6 protein-coding genes (1 of these 6 cut by a window edge) are annotated in these 21,718 nt (G+C 41.3%); all 6 read right to left on the reverse strand.

Going from position 1 to position 21,718, the window contains the following annotated elements:
* A protein-coding gene (locus tag CYAN7822_RS39750; protein WP_013334495.1) for a CARDB domain-containing protein crosses the window boundary here: on the reverse strand, positions 1–12,545 show its 5' end (the start). Its footprint begins 21,484 nt before the window's first position; the window shows 12,545 of its 34,029 coding nt (coding positions 1–12,545); its start codon is at positions 12,543–12,545; the stop codon falls past the left edge of the window.
* Positions 12,546–12,861: 316 nt separating this feature from the next.
* On the reverse strand, positions 12,862–13,584 hold the full coding sequence (locus tag CYAN7822_RS28805; RefSeq protein ID WP_013334496.1) for a hypothetical protein: 723 nt from the start codon (positions 13,582–13,584) through the stop codon (positions 12,862–12,864).
* Positions 13,585–14,953: 1,369 nt separating this feature from the next.
* A complete protein-coding gene (locus CYAN7822_RS28810) occupies positions 14,954–15,430 on the reverse strand; it encodes a DUF6908 domain-containing protein (protein ID WP_013334498.1) in 477 nt (158 codons plus the stop codon).
* A 783-nt stretch (positions 15,431–16,213) separates the two neighbouring features.
* Positions 16,214–18,067, reverse strand: a complete 1,854-nt coding sequence (locus CYAN7822_RS28815; RefSeq protein ID WP_013334499.1) for a hypothetical protein — start codon at positions 18,065–18,067, stop codon at positions 16,214–16,216.
* A 182-nt stretch (positions 18,068–18,249) separates the two neighbouring features.
* On the reverse strand, positions 18,250–19,089 hold the full coding sequence (locus tag CYAN7822_RS28820; RefSeq protein WP_013334500.1) for a response regulator: 840 nt from the start codon (positions 19,087–19,089) through the stop codon (positions 18,250–18,252).
* A 167-nt stretch (positions 19,090–19,256) separates the two neighbouring features.
* Complete coding sequence (locus CYAN7822_RS28825) at positions 19,257–21,395, reverse strand: CHASE2 domain-containing protein (RefSeq protein WP_013334501.1); 2,139 nt, start codon at positions 21,393–21,395, stop codon at positions 19,257–19,259.
* Between the last annotated feature and the right edge of the window lie 323 nt (positions 21,396–21,718).

The raw sequence follows: 21,718 nt of genomic DNA on the forward strand, positions 1-21,718 counted from the left end.
TAAGGTAAGCCAAATACTTCTGAGTTCGTGCCTAATTCCGGTATTCCAAATTGGAAATGAACATAAGGCGTATCTAGGTTAGTTAAACTCTTGACCGAAACGCCGTAAGTGCCGGTATCTCCCGGAGCTAGGATTCTTGGACCGCCTAGCCCTACGGTTACATCTGGCTCAATGGCTCTTTCGACGAGATAACGATAGGGAACGATAGCTTCAAGTCCGCCGGGATTAATTACCTTGACATCATACAAACCATGTGGTATGTCGGTAAAGTCGAAAATGGCGGTAATTTTGGTACTATCGACCACTTGATAACGCACAGGGGCCACTTCGGCAATACCCGGACGCACTAATTTAACAATAGAGTTTTGATTAAATTGTGCCCCCAGTATGTTAGTGGTGACGTAGCGGCTATCTCCGCCTCGGTCTGTGGTGACATCGGTAATGCCGAAGGGTAAAACATCCGCTAATAAGGTAATGGGGGTATTATTCGCTGGTTGAGAATAACCTCTGACTAAAATGTAGTAGGTTCCCGGTTGAGTCGAAGGAATAGTCGCTGATTGGTTGGGGCCTAACAGTCCGGTGTAAGCCGCATCATAGACAATACCCGTCGGTGCATTGTTGTAGCGTACAAACACTTCATTAGCGGCGGCTGTAGCGGCTGAATTAACATTAACTTTTAAGGTTTGTCCTAATCCCAAATTGACTTGATATAACCGTTCTTGTCCGCTACTGAGGGTAGTTTGTAAGGGGACACCTAATTGCAGTTGTTCTACCGTCACAGAAAGGCTATCGGCCGAGGCGGTGCGGTTATTGGCCTCATTTTCCGCTTCATAAACTTGATTGAAAATGTCAGGACGTACAATTAAGCGGTATTGGCCCGGGGTCGCAGGCGGCAAGGTAGCAGTTAAACTCGAGGTGTAAGATGCCCCTGTGGCTAAAGTTCCGTTGTGGGTGATGCGCCCTATGGGACGGTCATTGATATCCCAAATTGCATCTGTAGACAGGTAAACCGCATCTGTCCAGGTTCCCTCAGCCGGGTTATCGCCATAATTGGTGACAGTCCAGCTAAATTGAACGCTTTCACCAGATTTTGCACTAGCTGGTAGATTAATCGTGGTCACTTGTAAATCTGCCGGGGGCGGTAATTCTAGCAGTAGGGGTTGAGTGCTAGGTGTGGCGTTATTGCCGTCATTCGCGCCTTCAAAGACTTTATATTGGGCATCCGTGAGAACAAAAACGTAGAAGGGCCCCGTTAAATCACTGGGTAAGGCGAGGGTTTTATTAACCGTGTAACTGCTGCCGGCGAGTAATTGTCCGGTGTGTTCTTGATAGCCTAAATAACGGTCAGTTTGTAAATCTAAGAATTGATCTCGTGATAAATAGATTAAATCCTGCCAGCTATTTTGACGAGTGGGTGTATTTCCTACGCCGGTATTGGTAACGGTATAAGATAGATTGAAAGATTGACCAACGGTAGCCCGTTCGGGAATCGTCAGAGTGGTAACTTTTAAGTCCGGGGCGGGTTGTAAGTTGACCGTTAATGCCGCCGAGGTAATGTTATTGCCTTCATCTCTAAATTCCGGCACTCGGGCCAAAATTCGGTCAGCATCAAAGTCAAGATTGGTATTTCCGCGTTTATATTCGTCGATATTGGAATCAGAGAAGACTAAAACGTAGAAATCGCCGGAAATTCCATCGGGTAAAGTGACTTGAGCATTTTGTGTATAACTTGTACCACTGGCCAGAATGCCGCGACGAGTAAATTCGCCTAAAAATACATCAGTTAAATCTAAAGACGGGTCACGAGAGAGGTAAACTCGGTCTATCCAGGTATTTTGACGAGTATCGCGGGTTCCTAAGTTGCTGACGGTCCAACTTACGTCAATGGTTTGACCGGACAGGGGCGGGTTTTGCGGGATGGTTAAGTTGGTGACTTGTAAGTCCGGTTCTCGATAGGTGACGTTTAAGGCGGCACTGCCTAAGTTGTTGTTGGGGTTTTCAAAGCCGCGATATTCAAAGCTTTCTCGGGAACTGGTGTTATCGCCGCCGTTGCTGGGAATTTCGCCCCTAAATTCGCTGGTGTAGTAATCATAGCTGTAATCGGTACTCACATAGACGTAGTATTTACCATTAATGCCGGCAGGTAAAGTAATGTCTTGTGTCTGGGTATAGCTTTCACCGGTTCCCAAGGGTTGAGTCTGACTGTGAACAAAGAAACCGACTTTTTGCGCCCGAGAAGGAATGAAGGTGGGGTCAGGAGATAACCAAACTTCGTCATACCAGTAGCGTGTTCCTTCCCAAGTGGGGGCCCCAATATTGGTGACGGTCCACTGTACGGTCGTGCGTTCTCCTGAGAAATTATTGGGGGTGGTGACAACGGAACTAACAATTAAATCTGCGGGGGTGTTAGTAACGTTAGTAGCGGCGTTGCGTTCATTGTTATTGTTATAAGGACCTTCCCAAGTTTGATCAAAGAATCCCGCATTGGTTTTAACGATCACATATTGACCGAATGCGCCGGGGTTTAATTGCGTGGTGAGTTGCGCGTTGTAGGTTTGTCCTACCCCGAGTTTTCCGTTCCGTTGAACCGTTCCCAGTTGCCAATATTTGCCGCCAGGTGTATTTAAAGTGGGACTGTCAGATAAATAAACGGTATCAGACCAAATTGCGCTAGTCGTTTCGTTTGCACCCTGATTTTGTACCGTCCAACTGACGTTAAAGGTTCCTCCTCCCACAGCAGAGGCGGTTGGGGTAACTGAGGTGACCACTAAATCTGGTGGGGGTGTCAATAATACCGTAATAGGTCGAGATTTGTAATTATTGCTGTCGAGTTCGTTGGGGTCGTCTGGGTTGGTGTTGATGTCTAGGGTGTCTTCGGTGATGATATTGTAAGCATCTGACCAAGGGGTAATATACCACTGACCGGTAATTTGACTGGGTAAGGTAACGGTGACTATTTGTTCGTAACTTTCCCCGACTTTTAGAGAACCGTTATGTCCGATAGTGGTTAATAAAATATCATCGGGTTGAGGGGGAACGCCTTGAGAAACCGGAGAGGGTCGGTTTTTATCGCGGGTTAACCATATCGTATCAGACCAACTATCGCGGTCGGTTTCGCCTATTCCTTTATTGGTGACGGTGTAACGCACTTGAATTTGTGACCCTTCAAATGCTTGGTCCGGTGCGCTGACATTACTGGTGACTAAGTCTGCCGGCGGCAGAGGATTGACATATAATGCTTTAACCAGGGTGTTATTGTCTTCTTGAGGATATTCGTTGACTTGTCCGCCGCCATCGGTTTGTACTATCAGATAAACTTGTCCTCGGTAGCGTCTGGGAATGACTAATGTATTGGCGGTGGTGCGGTAACTTTCCCCTGCTTCAAGGGCAGATTCATTATTAAAGTTCCCTAAAGAAAGGTCATCGCCGCTAATTTGATTATCTAAAGAGAGATATACTCGGTCTTGCCAGTTGGGGGTACTGGTGGCGACGGTACCGTAATTTTTGACGATAAATTCTAAGGAAACAGTGCCGCCGGCCGATACGCTATCGGGGGCAATAATAGAATCTACTCTCAGGTCAGGACGCGGGGGTAAACTCAGTAACAGGGTAGCGTCATCTACGGTAGTGTTGTTCGCTTTAGCGGCTGTTCCGTGTTCATAGAGGGTATTAGTGGCATTGGTAGTAATGACGACTTCATAGAGTCCTTGTAGCGTGGCAGGAAGGGTTAATTGTTCTGAACGGGTGTAGAACTTACCGGCTTGTAGTCCACTAGCATAAGCATAGGACCCTAAAGAAATCAGTGAGGCGTTAGCATTACCGGCCGGTCTTAAATAGATTTGGTCTACCCAAGTTCCTGCCGCATCTCCGATGCCTTCATTATTGACAGTCCAAGTAATGTCTACTTTGTCGCCGGCAAGCATAGAAGCAGGGGCGGTAATATTGGTCACTCTTAAGTCCGGAGAATCACTTAAGGTTACGCCGGTTGCGTTAGAGACTTTCTTGTTATTGTTGTCGTAAATAAATTCAAAGGGTCCTTGAGTGCTAACGACAAAATAATATTGTCCACTCAACCCATTGGGAAGGGCCACATCTACCGTGCGTTGGTAACTTCCCCCTACTGCAAGGGCACCAATATGTTCAAAACTGCCCAAATTACTAATAATGTTTTGTCCTGCCGCATCACTGGCCAATAACAGGGTGTCATACCAAGAACTCGTATTAGTTATACCTATACCTTGATTTTTCACCGTCCAAGATACGGCTAAAGGTTGTCCACTCTTGCCGCTTATGGGGGCGTTAATACTGTCAATGATTAAGTCTGCATAAGGAATGGCCATTACCCCAAATGGATTGGGGGCCGCCGCGCTATTATTGCTTTCTAAACCATTCTCAAAGACTTGATTGGTTGCATCGGTTTGTACGAATAACTGATATTGTCCTTTAAAATTGGGTGATAAGCTAATGGTTTCTGAGCGAGTATAACTTGCCCCAACTTCCAAGGCTCCCGTATGGGTAAACTCTTTTAGTACAATGCTATTCGTTAGGGTTCCGTCTCTCGAAGCGATGATGCGGTCTATCCAGCTATTGGTTCGCCCGGCCCCCACTCCATTATTGCTCACTTTCCAACTAATGGTTACTGAAGCCGGATCACCAATGGTTATTTCTGGGGCGGTGACGTTAGAAACCACTAAGTCTGCGTAGGGAGCAAGGGTAATGTCTAGCGCGGATTGAGCTAAATTGTTATTCTCGTAACCGGCTTCGTTGACGGTTCCTTCTGCATCAGTGACCACCAGTAAGTAGCGATTTCCGCTCACATCAATGGGTAGGTCTAAATTAATTTGAGAAGTATAGCTATCTGATGCGGCTAAAGCACTGGTGCGGCTGATTTCTTTTAATAATAAATCGCTACTATCTAAACGGTTATCCGCAGAGAGATAAACTTTATCTTTCCAATTGGTTAAAGTTGCCGCAGAACCGATGTTTTGCACGCTCCAAGCGAGAGAAATGCTGGTTCCAGAGGTCGCATTGACCGGAGCCGAGGTGATAGTGGGGGTTAAATCTGGATGACCTATTTGTAGGGAATTAGCCGCCACTGTTAAGTTATTGGTATCGCCTGCACCTTCAAATAGAGTATTATTTGCATCTGTAACCGCGACAATTTTATAGGTTCCATCGGGCACTAGCGGCAATACCACAGATTGAGAAACCGTGTAACTTTGCCCCACCCCTAAGTCTGCGTTGCGAGTGACGCTACTCAGTAAGGTTGCATTGTTTAAGGTTCCATCCGGAGATAGATAGATGCGATCAATCCAGCCGCCCACAGCATTGCCGATCCCTGCATTACTCACTGTCCAAGATATGGTCTGAGTTTGTCCAGGTTGTCCGGTGATTTCGTTGCTTAAAGCCGTTACTTGTAAGTCTGGGTCGGGTTTGCGGGTCACTACAAGCGGGCTAACGGTGCGTCCGGTGTTGTTGTTATCGTAGAGATACTCAAAGACGCGGTTATCAATATCGGTGACGACAAACAGGTGATAGTTACCGCTAATCCCGTTAGGTAAGGTAATGGTCGCAGATTGAGTATAGCTATCTCCAATGGCTAAGGTTCCGTTTCGATTGATGCGTCCTACTTCGAGGTCATTGTTATCGAGTTGATCATCGCTCGACAAGATTATACGGTCTGTCCAATAATTACTATTAGTAATGGCGTTACCTTGGTTGCGAACGCGCCATAAGACTTGTATGGGGTCACCACTCAGAGCAGTAGCCGGACTGGTTACCGCTTCTACCGTTAGGTCAGCATGAGGCGGTGCCGTAATTTCTAAAGCGGCTACTGCTAGGTTATTGTTTTCATTGCTTTCAGGTTGCTGACGGTTATGGTCACTTGATAAGAGAAGATAATAATTGCCTGGGGTGAGATTGGGTATAGTTATCGATGAACTGAGGGTATAACTGCCGCCGGCGATGAGTGGTGTTTGGGCAGCCGCAGAAACCGCATTTAAGTAAATATCATTATTATCCAGTGTGGTATCTGTGGATAAGTATAAGCGGTCTTCCCAATCAGCTACCGCATTTCCTTGTCCAATATTTGTCACTGTCCAGCTAATGGTGGGAGTATTTCCCCAAGTGACTGACGTGGGAGCGTTCGTAATACTAGCGGTAAGGTCGGCTGGCGGCTGTACGGCAAAGGAAACGGCTCTAATGTTATTATTTTCGTTGGTTTCTGCTTGATAGTTGTAGCGATCTCCGATAAATAATAGATAATAGTTCCCCGCCGCTAGAGTGGGAACCGTCACGGTTTTTGTGAGGGTATAACTTGCTCCGGCGGCCAGAGGTGTTTGGTCTCCGGTCCAAAAATCCCCTAGATAAGTATCGGTAGAAGCATTAAAGGTGTCGTCAGTGGATAGATAGACGCTATCATACCAGTCCCTCGGTGCTGGAGAAGTTCCTATATTTTCTAGGGTCCAGCTTACTTGTATGGATTCGGCCCAGTAGCCGCTTGTGGGTGCCGTCACTTGGGAAACCGTTAAATCGGGGGCCCCTAGGGTAATAGCCGCCGCATAAACATTATTGTTTTCGTTGGTTTCTGGTTGATTGTTGTTGCGGTCAGCCGCAAATAAGAGATAATAGTTGCCTGGGGTAACGTTGGGAATCGTGATGGTGCCTGTTCCGTTATAGCTGGCACCGGCGGCTAGAGGGGTGTCATTCCCGGCCCAACGTTCGGTTAAATAAGCGTCATTATTATCTAAAACCGTATCAGTGGATAAATAAACATAATCCCACCAATCACTTAAAGCGGCTCCGGTGCCGGTATTGCTCACTGTCCAAGAAATGTTAATATTTTCCCCTAGAGCCGCACTACTAGGCGCACTGGCTGAAATCGCTAAATTGGGGGCTAATAATTGAATGGGAATTGAATAGACATTATTGCTTTCGTTGGTTTCTCCCTGATTATTTCCTCCATCACTCACCACTAATAAATATTGATTGCCAACGCGGGTAATCTGGTTAGGAATGTTTACCGTTAAAGATTGATTATAGGTTCCACCAGCCGCTAAGGGCGTTTGTGCATCGATGTTAACTGAACCTATCGATAAATCATTCGTATCGAGAACGGTGTCATTAGAGAGATATAAATAATCAAACCAGTTGCCGGGAGCGGTTACCGTTCCGTTATTTTGTACTGTCCAAGTGACATTAATTGCTTCACCCCAAGTAGCACTACTGGGTGCATTACCGGCGGTTACGGTTAAATCTGGGGCTTTTAATTCAATGGGAATGATGCGAATATTGTTATTTTCATTGCCTTCAGGTTGTTGTTTTTCGCTATCGGTGACGATGATTAAATAACGGTTTCCCAGTGGATAGTTAGGAAGAATGACATTAGCATTAACACTATAATTCGCACCGGCGGCTAAAGGCGAGGCTGCTGCTGCTGATTGTGAGTAAATCGCTGTATCATTACTGTCAAAAATATTATCTTCGGATAAATAAACGGTGTCTAACCAATCTGCCGGCGCGTTACTATTTCCTGTGTTGGTTACTGTCCAATTGAGGTTAATTGTCTCTCCTACAATGGCGCTAGAAGGTCCATTGGCGGCTGTAATGCTTAAATCTGGCTGTTGAGGCCCAATCGCAATAGGAACGGAATATGTATTATTATTGTTATTGCTTTCTCCTTGATAGTTATAAACATCGGTAACGAATAAAATATAATAGCTTCCGGGCGTGATATTGGGTAAAGAAAGCAGTTGAGTTATACTGTATTGATTGTTAATTTGTAGTGGCGTTAAATTCCCTGTGTTAATTTCTTTTAATTGTTGATCGTTATTATCAACCGTCGCATCTGTTGAGAGATAAATTCTATCATACCAATCATCTGTAGCTATAGCGTTGCCGGTATTTTTAACAGTCCAACTGACTTGTATTTGTTCAGTGGGTAAAGCACTGATTGGGACAGTTGCTGAAGTGATTTGTAAGTCTGCACCCGTTAAAGTAATAGGAACTGAATAGATATTATTGGTTTCATCTGTTTCACTTTCATAATTATTGCGGTCGGCTACAAATAATAAATAATAATTGCCAATCTCCTGATCATTAGAGAAGTTTAGATTGGTATTAATCTTGTAGCTTTGACCGGGGGCTAAGGCTTGATAGTTATTGAAATAGCCGCTATATTGATTCGTTAAATAAGTATCTGAATCATCATAAATGGTATCTCGAGAAAGATAAACATAGTCATACACACCCGTATTGCTGGTGGTTTGCTGTCCGATATTACTGACATTCCAACTGACTGAAATAGAGTCCCCGACAACGCCAATAGCGGGTGCTGTGACGCTGGTTATTTGTAAATCTGAACCGCTACCTGTAAAGCTGATGGGAACAGCATAAATGTTATTATTTTTGTTGGTTTCGCCTTGATAACCGTCTCGGTTAGTAATAAAGAGTAAATATCGCTGTCCTACTGCATTGGAAGGTAAAGTAATGGTTTGATTTTCGGTGTAACTCGCTCCGCCGGCTAAGTTGTTTCGGTAGTAGCTACCGATATAAGTATCTGTGGAGTTGTAAACGGTATCGCCGGATAAATAAATATAGTCATACCAATAATTATTCGCGTTTACAGTGCTATTGTTGTTTACTGTCCAAGACACTGAAACGGTTCCGCCGGGTGTAATATTGCTAGAGGGATTTACTGCCGCATTAGTAAGGCTTAAATCCGGACCATTAATGGCAATAGGAACAGCATAAACATTGTTATTTTCGTTGATTTCGCCTTGATAATTATCCCGGTCTGCCACAAATAATAAGTATAGGTTGCCGGTGGGGGCGTTATTGGGAAGGGTCAGATTTTTGATTTGAGTATAGCTATCCGAGGCGGCTAGAGGAGTGGATGCACCGGTATAGAAATAAGTAACATAGGTATCTGAGCTATCATAGGTGGGATTAGTGGATAAGTAAATATAATCGTACCAATCGGCGGGGGCGGCGACAGACCCTTGGTTAGTAACAGTCCAGGAAATGCTAATGTTATTTCCTAGGGTTCCTGACACCGGTGCAGAAGCGGTGGTGACGGTTAAATCCGGTGCAGAAATCGTAATGGGAATGGCAGAGACATTATTATTTTCGTTGCTTTCTCCTTGATAGTTACCTCGGTCAGCTACCACTAATAAGTAACGATCTCCTATGGTGGTATTGGGAATTGTGATGGTCTGGGTTTGCGTGTAATTACTATTGGCGGCTATGGCCGTGTTGCCTTTCCAGTACCCACCTATATAGGTATCAGAGTTATCATAAGTTGCATCATCTGACAAATAAACCGCGTCGTACCAATTGATAGCCGGTGTGGCCACATTTCCTTGATTAGCTACTGTCCAGGTGATGGTAGCTGGTCCGTTTACAGTAACATTGTTGGGTGCAGTGATATTGGTGACGGTTAAATCTGGCGCGCTTAGGGTGAGGGGAATGGCATAGACATTATTGCTTTCGTTTAACTCGCTTTGATAGCGGCTACCATCAGCAACTAAAAGTAAATAGCGGCTGTTTAAGGGGGCATTGGTCGGAATAGTCAGATTTCTGCTGATACTATAGTTGCCTCCTGCGGCTAAAGCTTGGTAGTTAATGTTATCTCCGATGTACTCTCCATCAATATAAGTATCTTTATCGTCTAATACATTATCCTCAGATAAATAGAAATAGTCATACCAAGAATAGCCAGATGTGGCTTGACCTTGGTTGAGGACATTCCAGGTGATGGAGATGGTTTGGTTGGGTACTGCACTTTCAGGTCCACTGGCTGAAGTGATGGTTAAATCGGGTCCTGAAGTATTAAAGGAAATGGGTACAGCATAGACGTTATTGGCTTCGTTTGATTCGCCTTGATAATTATCTCGGTCTGCTATAAACAGTAAATATCTTTGCCCAAGGGCGTTGGAACTGGGGAGGGTAATATTTTTGGAGAGGGTGTAGCTACTATTAGCCGCTAGAGGTGTTTTTGACCCTACCCATTCATAAGTGATGTATTGGTCGGTGTTATCGTAAGTGGCATCATTGGATAAATAAATGTAATCATACCAGTCAGCCGTTGCTGTTAAATTGCTCAAATTTTTGACAGTCCAGTCTACTGATACGGTAGCACCTGGGGTTAAATTGCTGGTTTGGCTGACGTTGGCTCCGGTTACGGTTAAGTCTACGCCATTGAGCGTAATGGGCACCGCATAGACATTATTATTTTCATTGGTTTCATGTTGGTAATTATCCCGGTCTGCCACAAATAAAAGGTAACGGTTGCCGGGTTTAGATTGAGCCGGAATCGTGATGTTTCGGGTTTGAGTGTAGCTTGTGCCTTGAATTAATGGGGTTTTGTCTCCTACCCAAAAATAAGTAATCGAGGTGTCGTTATTATCATAGATTGCGTCATCTGACAAGTAAATGTAATCATACCAATCTGCCCCGGCATCGTTACTACTGGGATTGGCAACCGTCCATGATACCGATATACTACTGCCTAGATCGGCGGCAATGGGGGCGACGGCTGATGTAACGGTTAAGTCTGGGGCGTTGAGGGTGATGGGAACAGCATAAACGTTATTGGTTTCATCGCTTTCGCCTTGGTAGTTATCGCGGTCGGCTATAAACAGGAGATATTGTTGACCTGTGGGGGCGTTACCCGGTAGGTTAACCGTTTGAGTTTGGATATAGTTACTGCCGCCGGCTAGGGGCGTTTGTGAGTCTACCCAATAATAGTTGAGTGAGCGATCTGAGCCATCGTAAATTGTATTATCTGATAAGTAAACATAATCATACCAATTGGTATCGGCTGTAAACGGACTTTGATTAGTCACTGTCCAAGATACGGGGATGGTACTGCCGACGGTTCCTGTACTGGGAACAGATGCACTGGTAACGGTTAAGTCTGGGGCATTGAGGGTGATGGGAACGGCGTAAACGTTGTTAGTTTCATTGGTTTCGCCTTGGTAGTTATCGCGGTCCGCCACAAAGAGGAGGTATTGTTGTCCGGTGGGCGCATTGCCGGGTAGGTTAATGGTTTGAGTTTGGCTGTAGCTGTTGCCGGGGGTTAGTGGGGTTTGTGAGTTAATGTAAAAGTAATTGAGTGACCGATCTGAGCCATCATATACCGCATCATTGGATAAATATACATAGTCATACCAATCTGCATTGGCGGTGACTGACCCCTGATTTTTGACTGTCCATGTGGCTTGAAGGGTACTGCCGATGACTCCTGTGCTGGGGGCTGATGCGGCGGTGACGCTTAAGTCGGGGGCGGTTAAGGTTATGGGAACTGCATAGGTGTTATTAGTTTCGTTGCTTTCGCTTAAATAATTGTAGCGGTCTGCCACTAGCAGTAAATAGCGGCTGCCTAGGGGACTATTAGGGATTTTTATAGATTGTGTTTTACTATAAGTTCCTCCTGCGGCTATTGAGGAACTATTGTAGGTCCAGAAATCATTAATATAAGTATCGGCATTATCATAAACGCTGTCATTGGACAAATAAAATGTATCGTACCAATTGCCGGACGCGGCTTCTGTGCCTTGATTGGTAACGGTCCAAGTGACTGATAGGGTTTCTTGTAGGGCGGCTGTGGAGGCTGTATTGAGGCTGTAGACGACTAAATCTGCTTGTCCTGCGTCTTCGATAGAGATGGTTTCTCCATTTAAGCTTAACGTTGTCCAGTCGTTTTCGCTTTTTAAGGCTAATAGTTCTTCTTCGGATAATTCTTTGCCTTGAACTAGGGCGGCAAAAATGGCTCCTTCGTCTCCGGGTGAATCAATTGTATTAACTTGACTGTCTAAATAATGCCCGATTTCTTCTAGGAAAACATCAGTAATTAAGGCGGGTTGTTCGCTGTTGGAAAAGAGAAATTCTTGAGAAAGATAAATGGTTTTTGTTTGGGCACCAAAAGCCCCTTTCGCGTTCAGAATATTGCTCGGTAATATTTCGATTTTTAATTGAGAGTTTCCGTTAATAATCTCGCTGATTAAATTTTGAGCGGCTTCGGGGTTCCACTGGTTACCAAACGCTACCTCAAGTTGCGCCAATTGGGGTAAGTCATTTTTCAATTGGCTAAGAATATCAAGAGATTGTGAAATTCCAGGAGTCTGGGAAAATTCACTGATGTTTGAGGTTATAGTAGTGGTTAAAGGATCATTAGGGGAAAGCCCCACTAATCCGGTTGCGGTTTGAGTGGTGGTTAAAGGATCATTAGTTAAAGGCCCTACTAATCCGGTTAGGGTTTGAGTAGTGGTGAAAGAATCATTAGTTAAAGACTCTACTAATCCTGTGCTTGATAATCCTTCGATTAATGATGGAGTCGGAAGGTTATTTAAGTCTATTTCGCTGGTTTCTGAAGGCGGCATTTGTACAGTTGCCACTTCTTCTAGCGAAGTTGAAAGCCCAATGCTTGAAAGCGTATTGCCTGACACTCCTACATTTAAAAGATTGTCAGGATTCAATTGCTCGGGTAATAAAGGGTTTGAGGTTACTGACTCATTTAGTGATGAATTATTTTCAGATTCGTACATAATCTCTTCACACTAAGCACTACAACTTAACTAAAAAAAATAAGGGACAGCAATTTTCATCTCTATCAGCCATATTAAATCTGTTTAAACTACCTGATTAAACTAGAAAATGCTGTATAAACTCCTTTTTTGTTGGCTATTTCTTGTTCTCTAATTTTAACCAGTTACTTATATGTGCATGATACTTTACTCATCTATAATGAGTAGTTTTCACTAAAAACACCAATGAGCGATGATTAAAATTAAGGATAAGAAATTAAAATTCCTGGTTGATTTAGCATCTTGAAAAACTTGACAGATTTAAAGTCAACTACTTCTATTTTGTAGCAAATAAATTAGTCTCTTGTGAAATATTGACTTCTGAATTTTCTAAAAATCCTTGATTAATCAAGTCTGTGTAAGCGTCTAAATCTTCTCTCCAGTTGCTAATAATTTGTGATATGTCTTCAATCCGCGTTTTTGGCTCAGATTCAGGTAATTCATAGCTGAAATTTCCCGAAAATAGCACAACGGGTAAGGGAGCTTGTTCAGGAAACTGAAGGGTTGCTTCATTCACTGACAAGTTTAGCTGTCTGCGCCCTAGGGTGTAAAAATAATTAATAGAAGCTTTTACGGGTGTTTGTCCAAACCCTTGCCATTTGCCAGATGATAATAAGGTATTACAAATATATTCGTAAGCGGCATCCGCATCATTTTCATAGCCAACATAAGAGCGTAAATTAATTCCCACTGCTTGATATTCAGCATTAGGAAGGGTTTGTATATATTTACGAGCAACGTCGGCTACTTCAATGGTATTTAAGTCTTTAGTTCCTATCGCCTCTAAGAACATGATGCGGTCTGCTTGAGCCGCTATACTAATACCATTTTGAAAGATAATTTGCACAACTTGGTTAGTATAGACAGGAGGGCGAGCTAATTCCCACTCGGTCGGTATTACACCGCTATATTTAAGAAAATCTGGGTTAAGAATAGTTGGGTTATTATTTTTCACAGCCACAACTATCACTAGCTCTTGAGTGACTAAGCTTTTATTCATAAGTTGTACTTAATTTCCTTAGTATATGATTATGTTTAGGGTAGGGGAATGTACGTAAATAATTATATAATCTTAATACGCAAAAAGCAAACTTTTTTGTCTAATATGGAGAAAAAAAGTCGACAAAAACTAAAGGGATATAGCATATGCTATATTCTTATTCGCTGAAAACCCGTTGGGAAGCGGGAAAGGGAAGTTCTAATCATCAATAGTTATCTTGTCTTTATTGCCTGTTAATCGGCTTATTCATAGATTTTTATATTATTATCTATTTATTATAATCTATAGTATTGCTGACGCTACTGAGCCATAAAGTTTTGGGTTTTAAGGAAGGGTTTCCTCAGATCTTGCACCTGTGTCATAAGCTGTTACGCATCTAAATTATTAGTCCAGATAAAGAAGGGGGAAGGGGGAAAGGGGAAAGGATTGAACCTTTGTACCAAAAATAAAGTTATAAAAATTAAATGCGTCTTAGCTTAGGGGTTAGTAAAGTTGGGGTGTGGGGTGTTGTGGTAGATAAAATGAGATAATAATCAATCATAGCAAGTATTAAACTTATAAATTTCAATAATTTTCAATAATTTTTTAATTAACTTACTTTTCGTCTTTTTAACCCCGATTTCCCACACCCTACCCCCTACTATGCTCCGCGCTACGCACAGTCGCTTGTTCTAGGAGGTCACCCGCTCTCAAGAAGGAAATTGGTTGGTGCAAGATCTGAGTATTATACTCAACATTTTTTTCCACGATGCCGAAAGAGCCATTTTTTTGTCAGTTTTGAGTAATTGATTGGGATTTTTAGTGGCTTAATTTTACCCTATTATCCCAATGACCACGACACTCTTAATCACAATCTTTTTCGTCAAACCACTCAACCAACATAGGATAACCCGCCTCTGTAATTACTAAAAACATTAAAGGAAGGCAAATAGCTCTTAATTGACGATAATATTGACTCATTTTACCAATCATAATTGTTCTTTCCTAAAATAAGCATTTATGTGGTTTACTGAGAAACCCAAGTTAGTTGATTAATAACTCTAGATTGTAAATGTAAGGATCTCGGGTAGACAAAATTTTTTTGTCGCGTTCGTAAATACCCACACCTACATAAAGATCTCGATGTTAAAAAATCTAAATATTTTGAAAGCAGGAGTCTGTCCCCAGATCCGGTTAGGACTTACGTACTCCCTATGTTATGTTAAGCTGTTGTGCATTTAAACTGGATCTTATGATCTTAAGAAACAAACCCCGTCAACTCTTCCCCCACACCCCACGATGCTCCGCACTACGCACAGTCGCTTGTGCTAGGAGATCACCCTACCCCCCACACCCCACCACAAAGAACAAATTATGCGTGACAGCTTATCTATAGACTATAACGAAAAGTCGCAATAACACCACGACTAGGTTTTTTGTTATTTAACCACTGATGAGACAGAATTTGCTCAGTCCACTCTTTACAAAAATCGGCGATTTTTTCGGTTCCATCAGCATCAACATTGATAATTTCTCCGTCTCTATCTATCCAAGCAACTTGGCGATGTTCAAATGCTTGAGAAATCCTTAAAGGAGTCCAAAATTCTTTGTTTTTATCGTCTTCTATGGGTCTTAATTGTCTCAAAAATTCAATTTCAGGGTCGCAAATTGTTTCACGATTCAATTGACGAGTTTGAGAAATACGAACAATATTTTTCTCAAGTTTTTCGATAGTTAGATTGTAACATTTTTTTTCTAATCGTAAATAAGCAAGCTCGTTTTCAAGCTCAAAATGATAAACCGATGAAATTTCCTGAATGAGTTGAACAAATTGGTTGGGGGCGGTATGAAAACTTTGAATACTCATGGATGAAGTGATCCTAATGGTGATTTAAGTGAATTTGAGATTAGGGAACAGAACATCTAAAACTTAATTAAATCTAGGTACTTATAACAATTTGGTCGCCTTTTCCAAAAATCAGCGATGTTATAGCATTTCTCATGTTAGTGAGGTACATAGTTTTTCAATTTTAGGGAACAGGTAATAAAAAATAAAATTGAGGTGTACCTCATTGATTTGAGAAAAGCTATAGAAACGCTATAGAAACGCTATAGAAACGCTATAGAAACGCTATAGAAACGCTATAGAAACGCTATAGAAACGCTATAGAAACGCTATAGAAACGCTATAGAAACGCTATAGAAACGCTATAGAAACGCTATATAACATGAAGAACAAGCTTAAAAGTTTACAGCCATTAAATTTGAAGCTTAAAAAATGTCCTAATAACAATTCCCTCTATTTAAACTACAGATCAATTTTCCCCTTCTCGCACATTCTCCTGTCTGCCTAGTATCATCTGTAGTCTAATTTTTCAGAATTGGTATAACCTATCCTTCCACTGCTATCAAAATCAGTACCTGGACATAAATAAAGCACTCTATCTTAAGAAATGTAAAAGTGATGAAATCCTTTCCTGTTCCCTTGCCAAACAGTTAACTTTAGACCTCTTGCACAAATCATCATTTTTGAAGAAAACGAATAAAGGATCAAGCCTTTTCCCTTTCCCCTTTCCCCTTTTCCCGACTTCTGCAAGAAGTCTTTTAATGAGTGTCCAGGTACTTAAAAGAATTTTGACTTTAAAAAAGCTTAAGATTCATCAAGGGTAAGCGACGATTGATGAGCTTTATTGTTGGCTTGCTGCTGTGCCATAAACTGATTAAACATATTCTCTATTCTTTGCTCAAATTCTATTTGCATATTCTTGATTTGTTCTTTTAAACAATTAATTTCATTTTCTAATTTTTCTCGATAGAGTTTATCTTCAGTTAAACGTTCTTGTAAAGCCTTGGTTTTTTCAGCCAAGATTTTCTCTAACTCTTCTTGAGAATATTTAACGATAGTTTTTTTGAGTAATTTAGCCGCATCTCGCCGGAAAAGTGTAATCGCCGTATAGAGATCATCCTTCCAAGGCCGAACAAGGTTACTGACTGGATCTACAGGACGTTGATTAGAAAGAGCAATCTCAAAGGTTTTGCGCTTAAGATTTTCAATAGTATTACAGTCCAGTTTATATTTAGATGCCACCAGAAGCCAATCGTACTCATCCACAAAAACTCCCAAATCGTAATATAAAGGTGCTAAAGCATTAGCTTCTACTCCTAATTCTTCTAGCACTTCTAATACATCACTGGCCCAAGGGATAGGAACATACTGAGAATTTATTTTTCCCACAGGACGGCCAAACCCTTCTTCAGAAAACAAAAATTCATTGTGTTTTTTCTGGGCCAGTTCCCAAACGGCGGCTCGAGTTTTTTCTAATTCAGATAAACTGAGGTTTAATCGTTGTTGTACTTGATGCCAATGCTTGGCTTCATCTAGTCGAATCGGCAAATATTCACCCTTAAGTCTTTCTCCTTCAACGACTTTAATTTTCCGTAAACGTGAGTTCCATTTTTCCATGCTTAAAGCTCCTGTTTTATTGATAACGATTCGCATATCGGTCACCCCTGATGTAAATTTTTTGATTAGCGTCATCAGAGATAACGGCCAATACAGAGGGGATTTTAATTTCGCTTGTAATGCCTCTACAGAGGTTGTTGCCGAGGGAAGTTCAGCTTCACTAACAGAATCAATCAAGGTTTCCAGTTCGAGTAATTCAGACAGAGATAAACTTTTAAGTTCAATATCTCCAGGTTTTAATTGGTAAGAAAAAATTTCAACAATATGCTGCGGATAATACCTACCTACAACTTCTAAAACATCACTCACCCAAACTTCCTGGGCATTTGAGATAAGCTGTGATTCACTCTTAGTAGTAGCGGCTAAGTAGCATTCTTTTTTAAACTGCTCAAAAGGAAGTGCGGCTTTAATCAATTCTTGAGCCAACAACCGTTCAAAACACTTCTTAATCTTAATCCAATCAAAAGAGAATATCTGTTGATCGCTAAGGACTAACACCTTAATATAAATAGGATGTTTTTCATTACCACCGATCAGCCGTTGACTCACCCGATAATGACCTGTGCGGAACTCGTTCGGTCCCCCAATCTGTTGTCCTAATTCCAGCAAGTCCAATTTAGCTTGAACGGTTTCGGCGGCAGCATAGCTAAGGGATGTGAGTGACCAAGCATTAGCGTTAAATCCTGAAGATAGCAACCTTTCTACATTGGCGGCAGCCGTACCCGGGAAATAAGTTTGCAGGAGTGATTTATATAGAGTGGTGTCCCTTGAGTCTTCTAATTCGTCAAAAGATTCTCCATCAAAAGCGGCTCGGCATTTTTCTTGTAGAATAGAGCTTATTCGGCCTAATTCAATTAAACCCTCTAAAAATAAAGCTATTTTATCAGTATTAGCAGTAATAGAAGCCAATAGCCCTTGTATATCTGGGTCGGATATTAATTGCGCCGTTTTTTCGGCAATCAGTTTTTTAAGGTTAAGGTTAGAATCGTTAGCTGTACGATCACTGGGGTGGGGTTGTAATAAGGTTTTTTGTGTTACCATAGTACAAGTGATATTTTTTTTGGTCTTTGAGGTATATTATACCTCAATCTCTGTAAAAAAAATGCGATATCGATAAAAATATCTCAAGTTTTTCTGAAACCAGATGTTTCTAAGCATAGATAAGTAGTTATGCACAATGCAGTAAATCTCTATTGTCTCTTGCCTAACCTCCTTGTCTAAAGCTAAGGCGAACGAAATTCTGGAGGGAGAGAAGCCGCTATTGTTTGGGGAATATATTTACTCCTATCTTTTTTAGTATTTTTATCAAACCATTTGAGATAATAATATTTTCCTTTTTCAGTAGAACCTCGAATACTTTCCTCAATCCGATAAATGACACACTCATCAGTAGGAATTTCTGAAGGGAGAAGTTTTTCTTCAAGTTTTTCAAGTACCCATTTTCGTAAAATTTTTTGATTTTGTTGTTGTACTGAATCGATTAAAGCTTTGGCCATAGAGGGCACTTCTCGATAAAACTCCTTCATATAAGGATAACTCAAGTCGGCGACTAATTCTTTAATTAATTTTAATTTTTTGCGGTCAGAAAAATGTTTAACGACTTCTTTTACTTGAGGGTAATCTAGTAACTCTTTATTTGCCTCAGTTACAACCGATTGAAAAACCGTTTCAGAAAGTAAAAAGACCATTAAATCTCTTAACACTTTAAACTGATATTGATTCTGGCCTTTTGGTAACACACAAACAACTCGACTTAAATCTTCTGAACTAAGATTCTCGATTTTTTCCGGATAGGCCGTGTAGCAGATAATGGGGCGATTAATGTTGCTGTGGGATACTTCAGTTAAAAATTGTAGCCCATTGATTTGAGCCAAGTCCATTTTTAAATCAAGAATAATTAATACTATTTCTTTTTCTGTATCCTTTTTAAGGGCTTCAAGACCTTGTTCACCCGACGGGGTAAACTCAAATTCGAATAGCCCTTGTTCAAGTTCTTGGCGGCATCCTCTTCGGTAATTTCGTTGAAATCGCAAATCATCTTCCACCACGAGAATTTTTTTCATAAATCTCTACCTTGCTATTTTATTATTGTATCTATATTAAGTGTAAAATGGTAACGGAAAAGAAGCAACAGTCACTCGGTTAACAGATAAGAATTTCAGACATTTTTAAGAGTTAGTGTATTATTCGTTGATTTCTGCCCACTGATTGACTTGTCAAAAGGGAGTAGTTAGAGTGGAAAAACAATAATAAATCGGGTTCCCTCCTCAAGATTTAAATAAATATTGGCCTCATAACGAGTAATTAAAATATCTTTAGCAATACTGAGTCCTAAGCCGCTACTACGAGTTTTCGTGCTATAAAAAGGCTTAAAAATTTCGTTGGCTTTTTCTGGTTCAATCCCTATACCATTATCTTCAATAATAACTTCAACTCCTTGGGTAGTTTGAAGGGTAGCTAGTTTTAAAATCGGTTCATAATTGTCACTTGCCTTAAGAAACTGTTGAATTAAAGCTTCATAAGCATTATCGATTAAATTAATAAACACATAACGCAAATCTTCTTCATTTCCATAAATATTTCCCTGATAGTCATATTGCTTAATCACCGAGAGATAAAAATTAGTGGGGGTATTGACTCTAAACTTATAAGAGCTTTTTTTCCAACAATCCTCTAAAAAGCTTGCCAGATTAATCGCTTTTTTAGCCGTATAAGATAACTCATCAAGGGGAACGTCATCATTAAAAGACTGGAGAAAAATAGGGGGAAGATACTTAGTTAAAATTTCTCCACTTTCCCTGGTCGTTTCTGCAATAATAGTCAATGTCTCCCTTAAGTCTTCTAAAAACTCGAGAACTTCATCAGGAAATCCCTGATAAATTTTTGATTCCGCCATCTCTAGAGTAATGGTAATTTCTTGTAAAATGACTTCAAAGTTATTTAAAATTTCATGGCGAATAGCCGGGCTTAATTGCCCGAAAAAAGCTAATCGTTCTTGAGAGAGCATTCGTTCTTGAATTTCTTGAACACGTTTTTCTAACTGGCGAGTATATTCCTGCTGCGCTAATTGTCGTTTTCTTTCTTCAGCAAGCCGCTTTTTCTGTTCTTCAATAGCTTTATGACGTTGAATTTCCAGTAAACAAGCCAGAGAATTAATGATCATTCCCAATGCCGCTAATCCAGAGGGAATAAACCCATTCGGAAAAGCCGCATAACAAACGCTCCCTAAAACTAAAATTAACAGCCCATTAATCAAACAAACGCTCCCAAGCCACCATCGAGTCGGGAATCTTGTAATAAAATAAACGCCTCCCCCAGATAAACAGACCCAAAAGGCTATCCATAAATAATTAATCAAGCCGGAAGGAATAAGCGTTGGCTTTTGCACTTCTAGAGATAAAAGGTTTAAGGTAGCGATAGCCATTAATTCTAGCCCGTATCTTGTCGCTCTGAAACGATCTCCATTAATTTTATAGGGCGTAGAATAAATATCGGCAACTCGATTAGATGCCCCACCGATCAAAATAATTTTATTGTGAAAAAAATCCGGAGGAACGCGATAGGAAAGAACATCATGAAAGCTGACTAAAGGAAACTCAAAATTTTGAGAGGGCCAGTGAATTAGCTGCTGAAATCCTCGATTTCCCCACTGACTATAACTCATTTTTCCTAGCCAATCTTGTAGCGGCTGAAGTTTGATCATTTTGCCATTGGGGTATTCTAGCAATAGAGGAGAGCTTTTCGTGGGTTCAATGATTTTCACCCCTTGTGCTAACAAAAAGCGACGGGCCAATTCCCAAGGAAGACTGCGAATATAATTGTATTGAGCCGTTTTATTAAATTCCTTTTCATCAGGAAAATTTTCTGAGGGTGAATAGAGTGTAAATCGTCGAATCACTTGATCTCGGTCATATAAAACCGTCACATCGCCAGTGCGACCAGGTATTGTTAAAGGTTCTGGCGGCTCTATTATAGATAGAGCTTCTTTCCACTGAGAGCCAACAATGTTAGTATATTGTGCTAGAATCTGCAATAATTCCTCGTGGCCCTCTCCATGTTTGCGAGTTCGCCAAAAATTCAAGCCAATAAAAGCTGGCTGATATCTCTCAATGATTTTCAAGGTATTGGCTATAACCTGGTCTTCTACTGGATTACCATACTCAAGCCAATCAGTAGCAGTTAAACCCACTAAAGTGATCGCACGAGAGTGAAGCATTTCTCCTTTGTTAGCGGCTAACCAATCATAAAGGGTGAGTTCGATCGATGGAAACGAAAAAATGGGCATGAAGTTAGCTAACAGTAGCCACATCGAGATGAAAAAGAGGACTATTATTGTTATTCGAGTAATAATCATTTTTTTCTTTCGCATGACCTTATTTCCTCGTTTTTGTTAATCGAATCGACCCGAAGCTAACTTAAGTTTGTCTTGTTGCGAGAGATTTGCTTGTGACAGGGATCACGGGTGCTAGAAAATCAGTGATCATAGCAAAAGGCAAAAGGAAAATCCTTGCTCTCACAGGTTTTCAGCTTTTAAGGCTGTTCTAACCTTGTTGGCGGCTCAAATTAAATCCCTCGAACACCTGAGTGTTCACTGCTTGCACCTCGCAGAGCCGAAGTGTTCCCGCTTAAGAGTCTCTAACTGTCTCCCTAACTTTAAGATATTTCATCCTCTCAAATAATATTTCAGCCTGA

The organism is Gloeothece verrucosa PCC 7822 (assembly GCF_000147335.1).
Lineage (GTDB): Bacteria > Cyanobacteriota > Cyanobacteriia > Cyanobacteriales > Microcystaceae > Gloeothece > Gloeothece verrucosa.

Bases quoted from the DNA above. Each gene is read 5' to 3' on its own strand.
- CYAN7822_RS28805 (WP_013334496.1), bottom strand. From the start codon at position 13,584: ATGAATAAAAGCTTAGTCACTCAAGAGCTAGTGATAGTTGTGGCTGTG.
- CYAN7822_RS28810 (WP_013334498.1), bottom strand. From the start codon at position 15,430: ATGAGTATTCAAAGTTTTCATACCGCCCCCAACCAATTTGTTCAACTC.
- CYAN7822_RS28815 (WP_013334499.1), bottom strand. From the start codon at position 18,067: ATGGTAACACAAAAAACCTTATTACAACCCCACCCCAGTGATCGTACA.
- CYAN7822_RS28820 (WP_013334500.1), bottom strand. From the start codon at position 19,089: ATGAAAAAAATTCTCGTGGTGGAAGATGATTTGCGATTTCAACGAAAT.
- CYAN7822_RS28825 (WP_013334501.1), bottom strand. From the start codon at position 21,395: ATGCGAAAGAAAAAAATGATTATTACTCGAATAACAATAATAGTCCTC.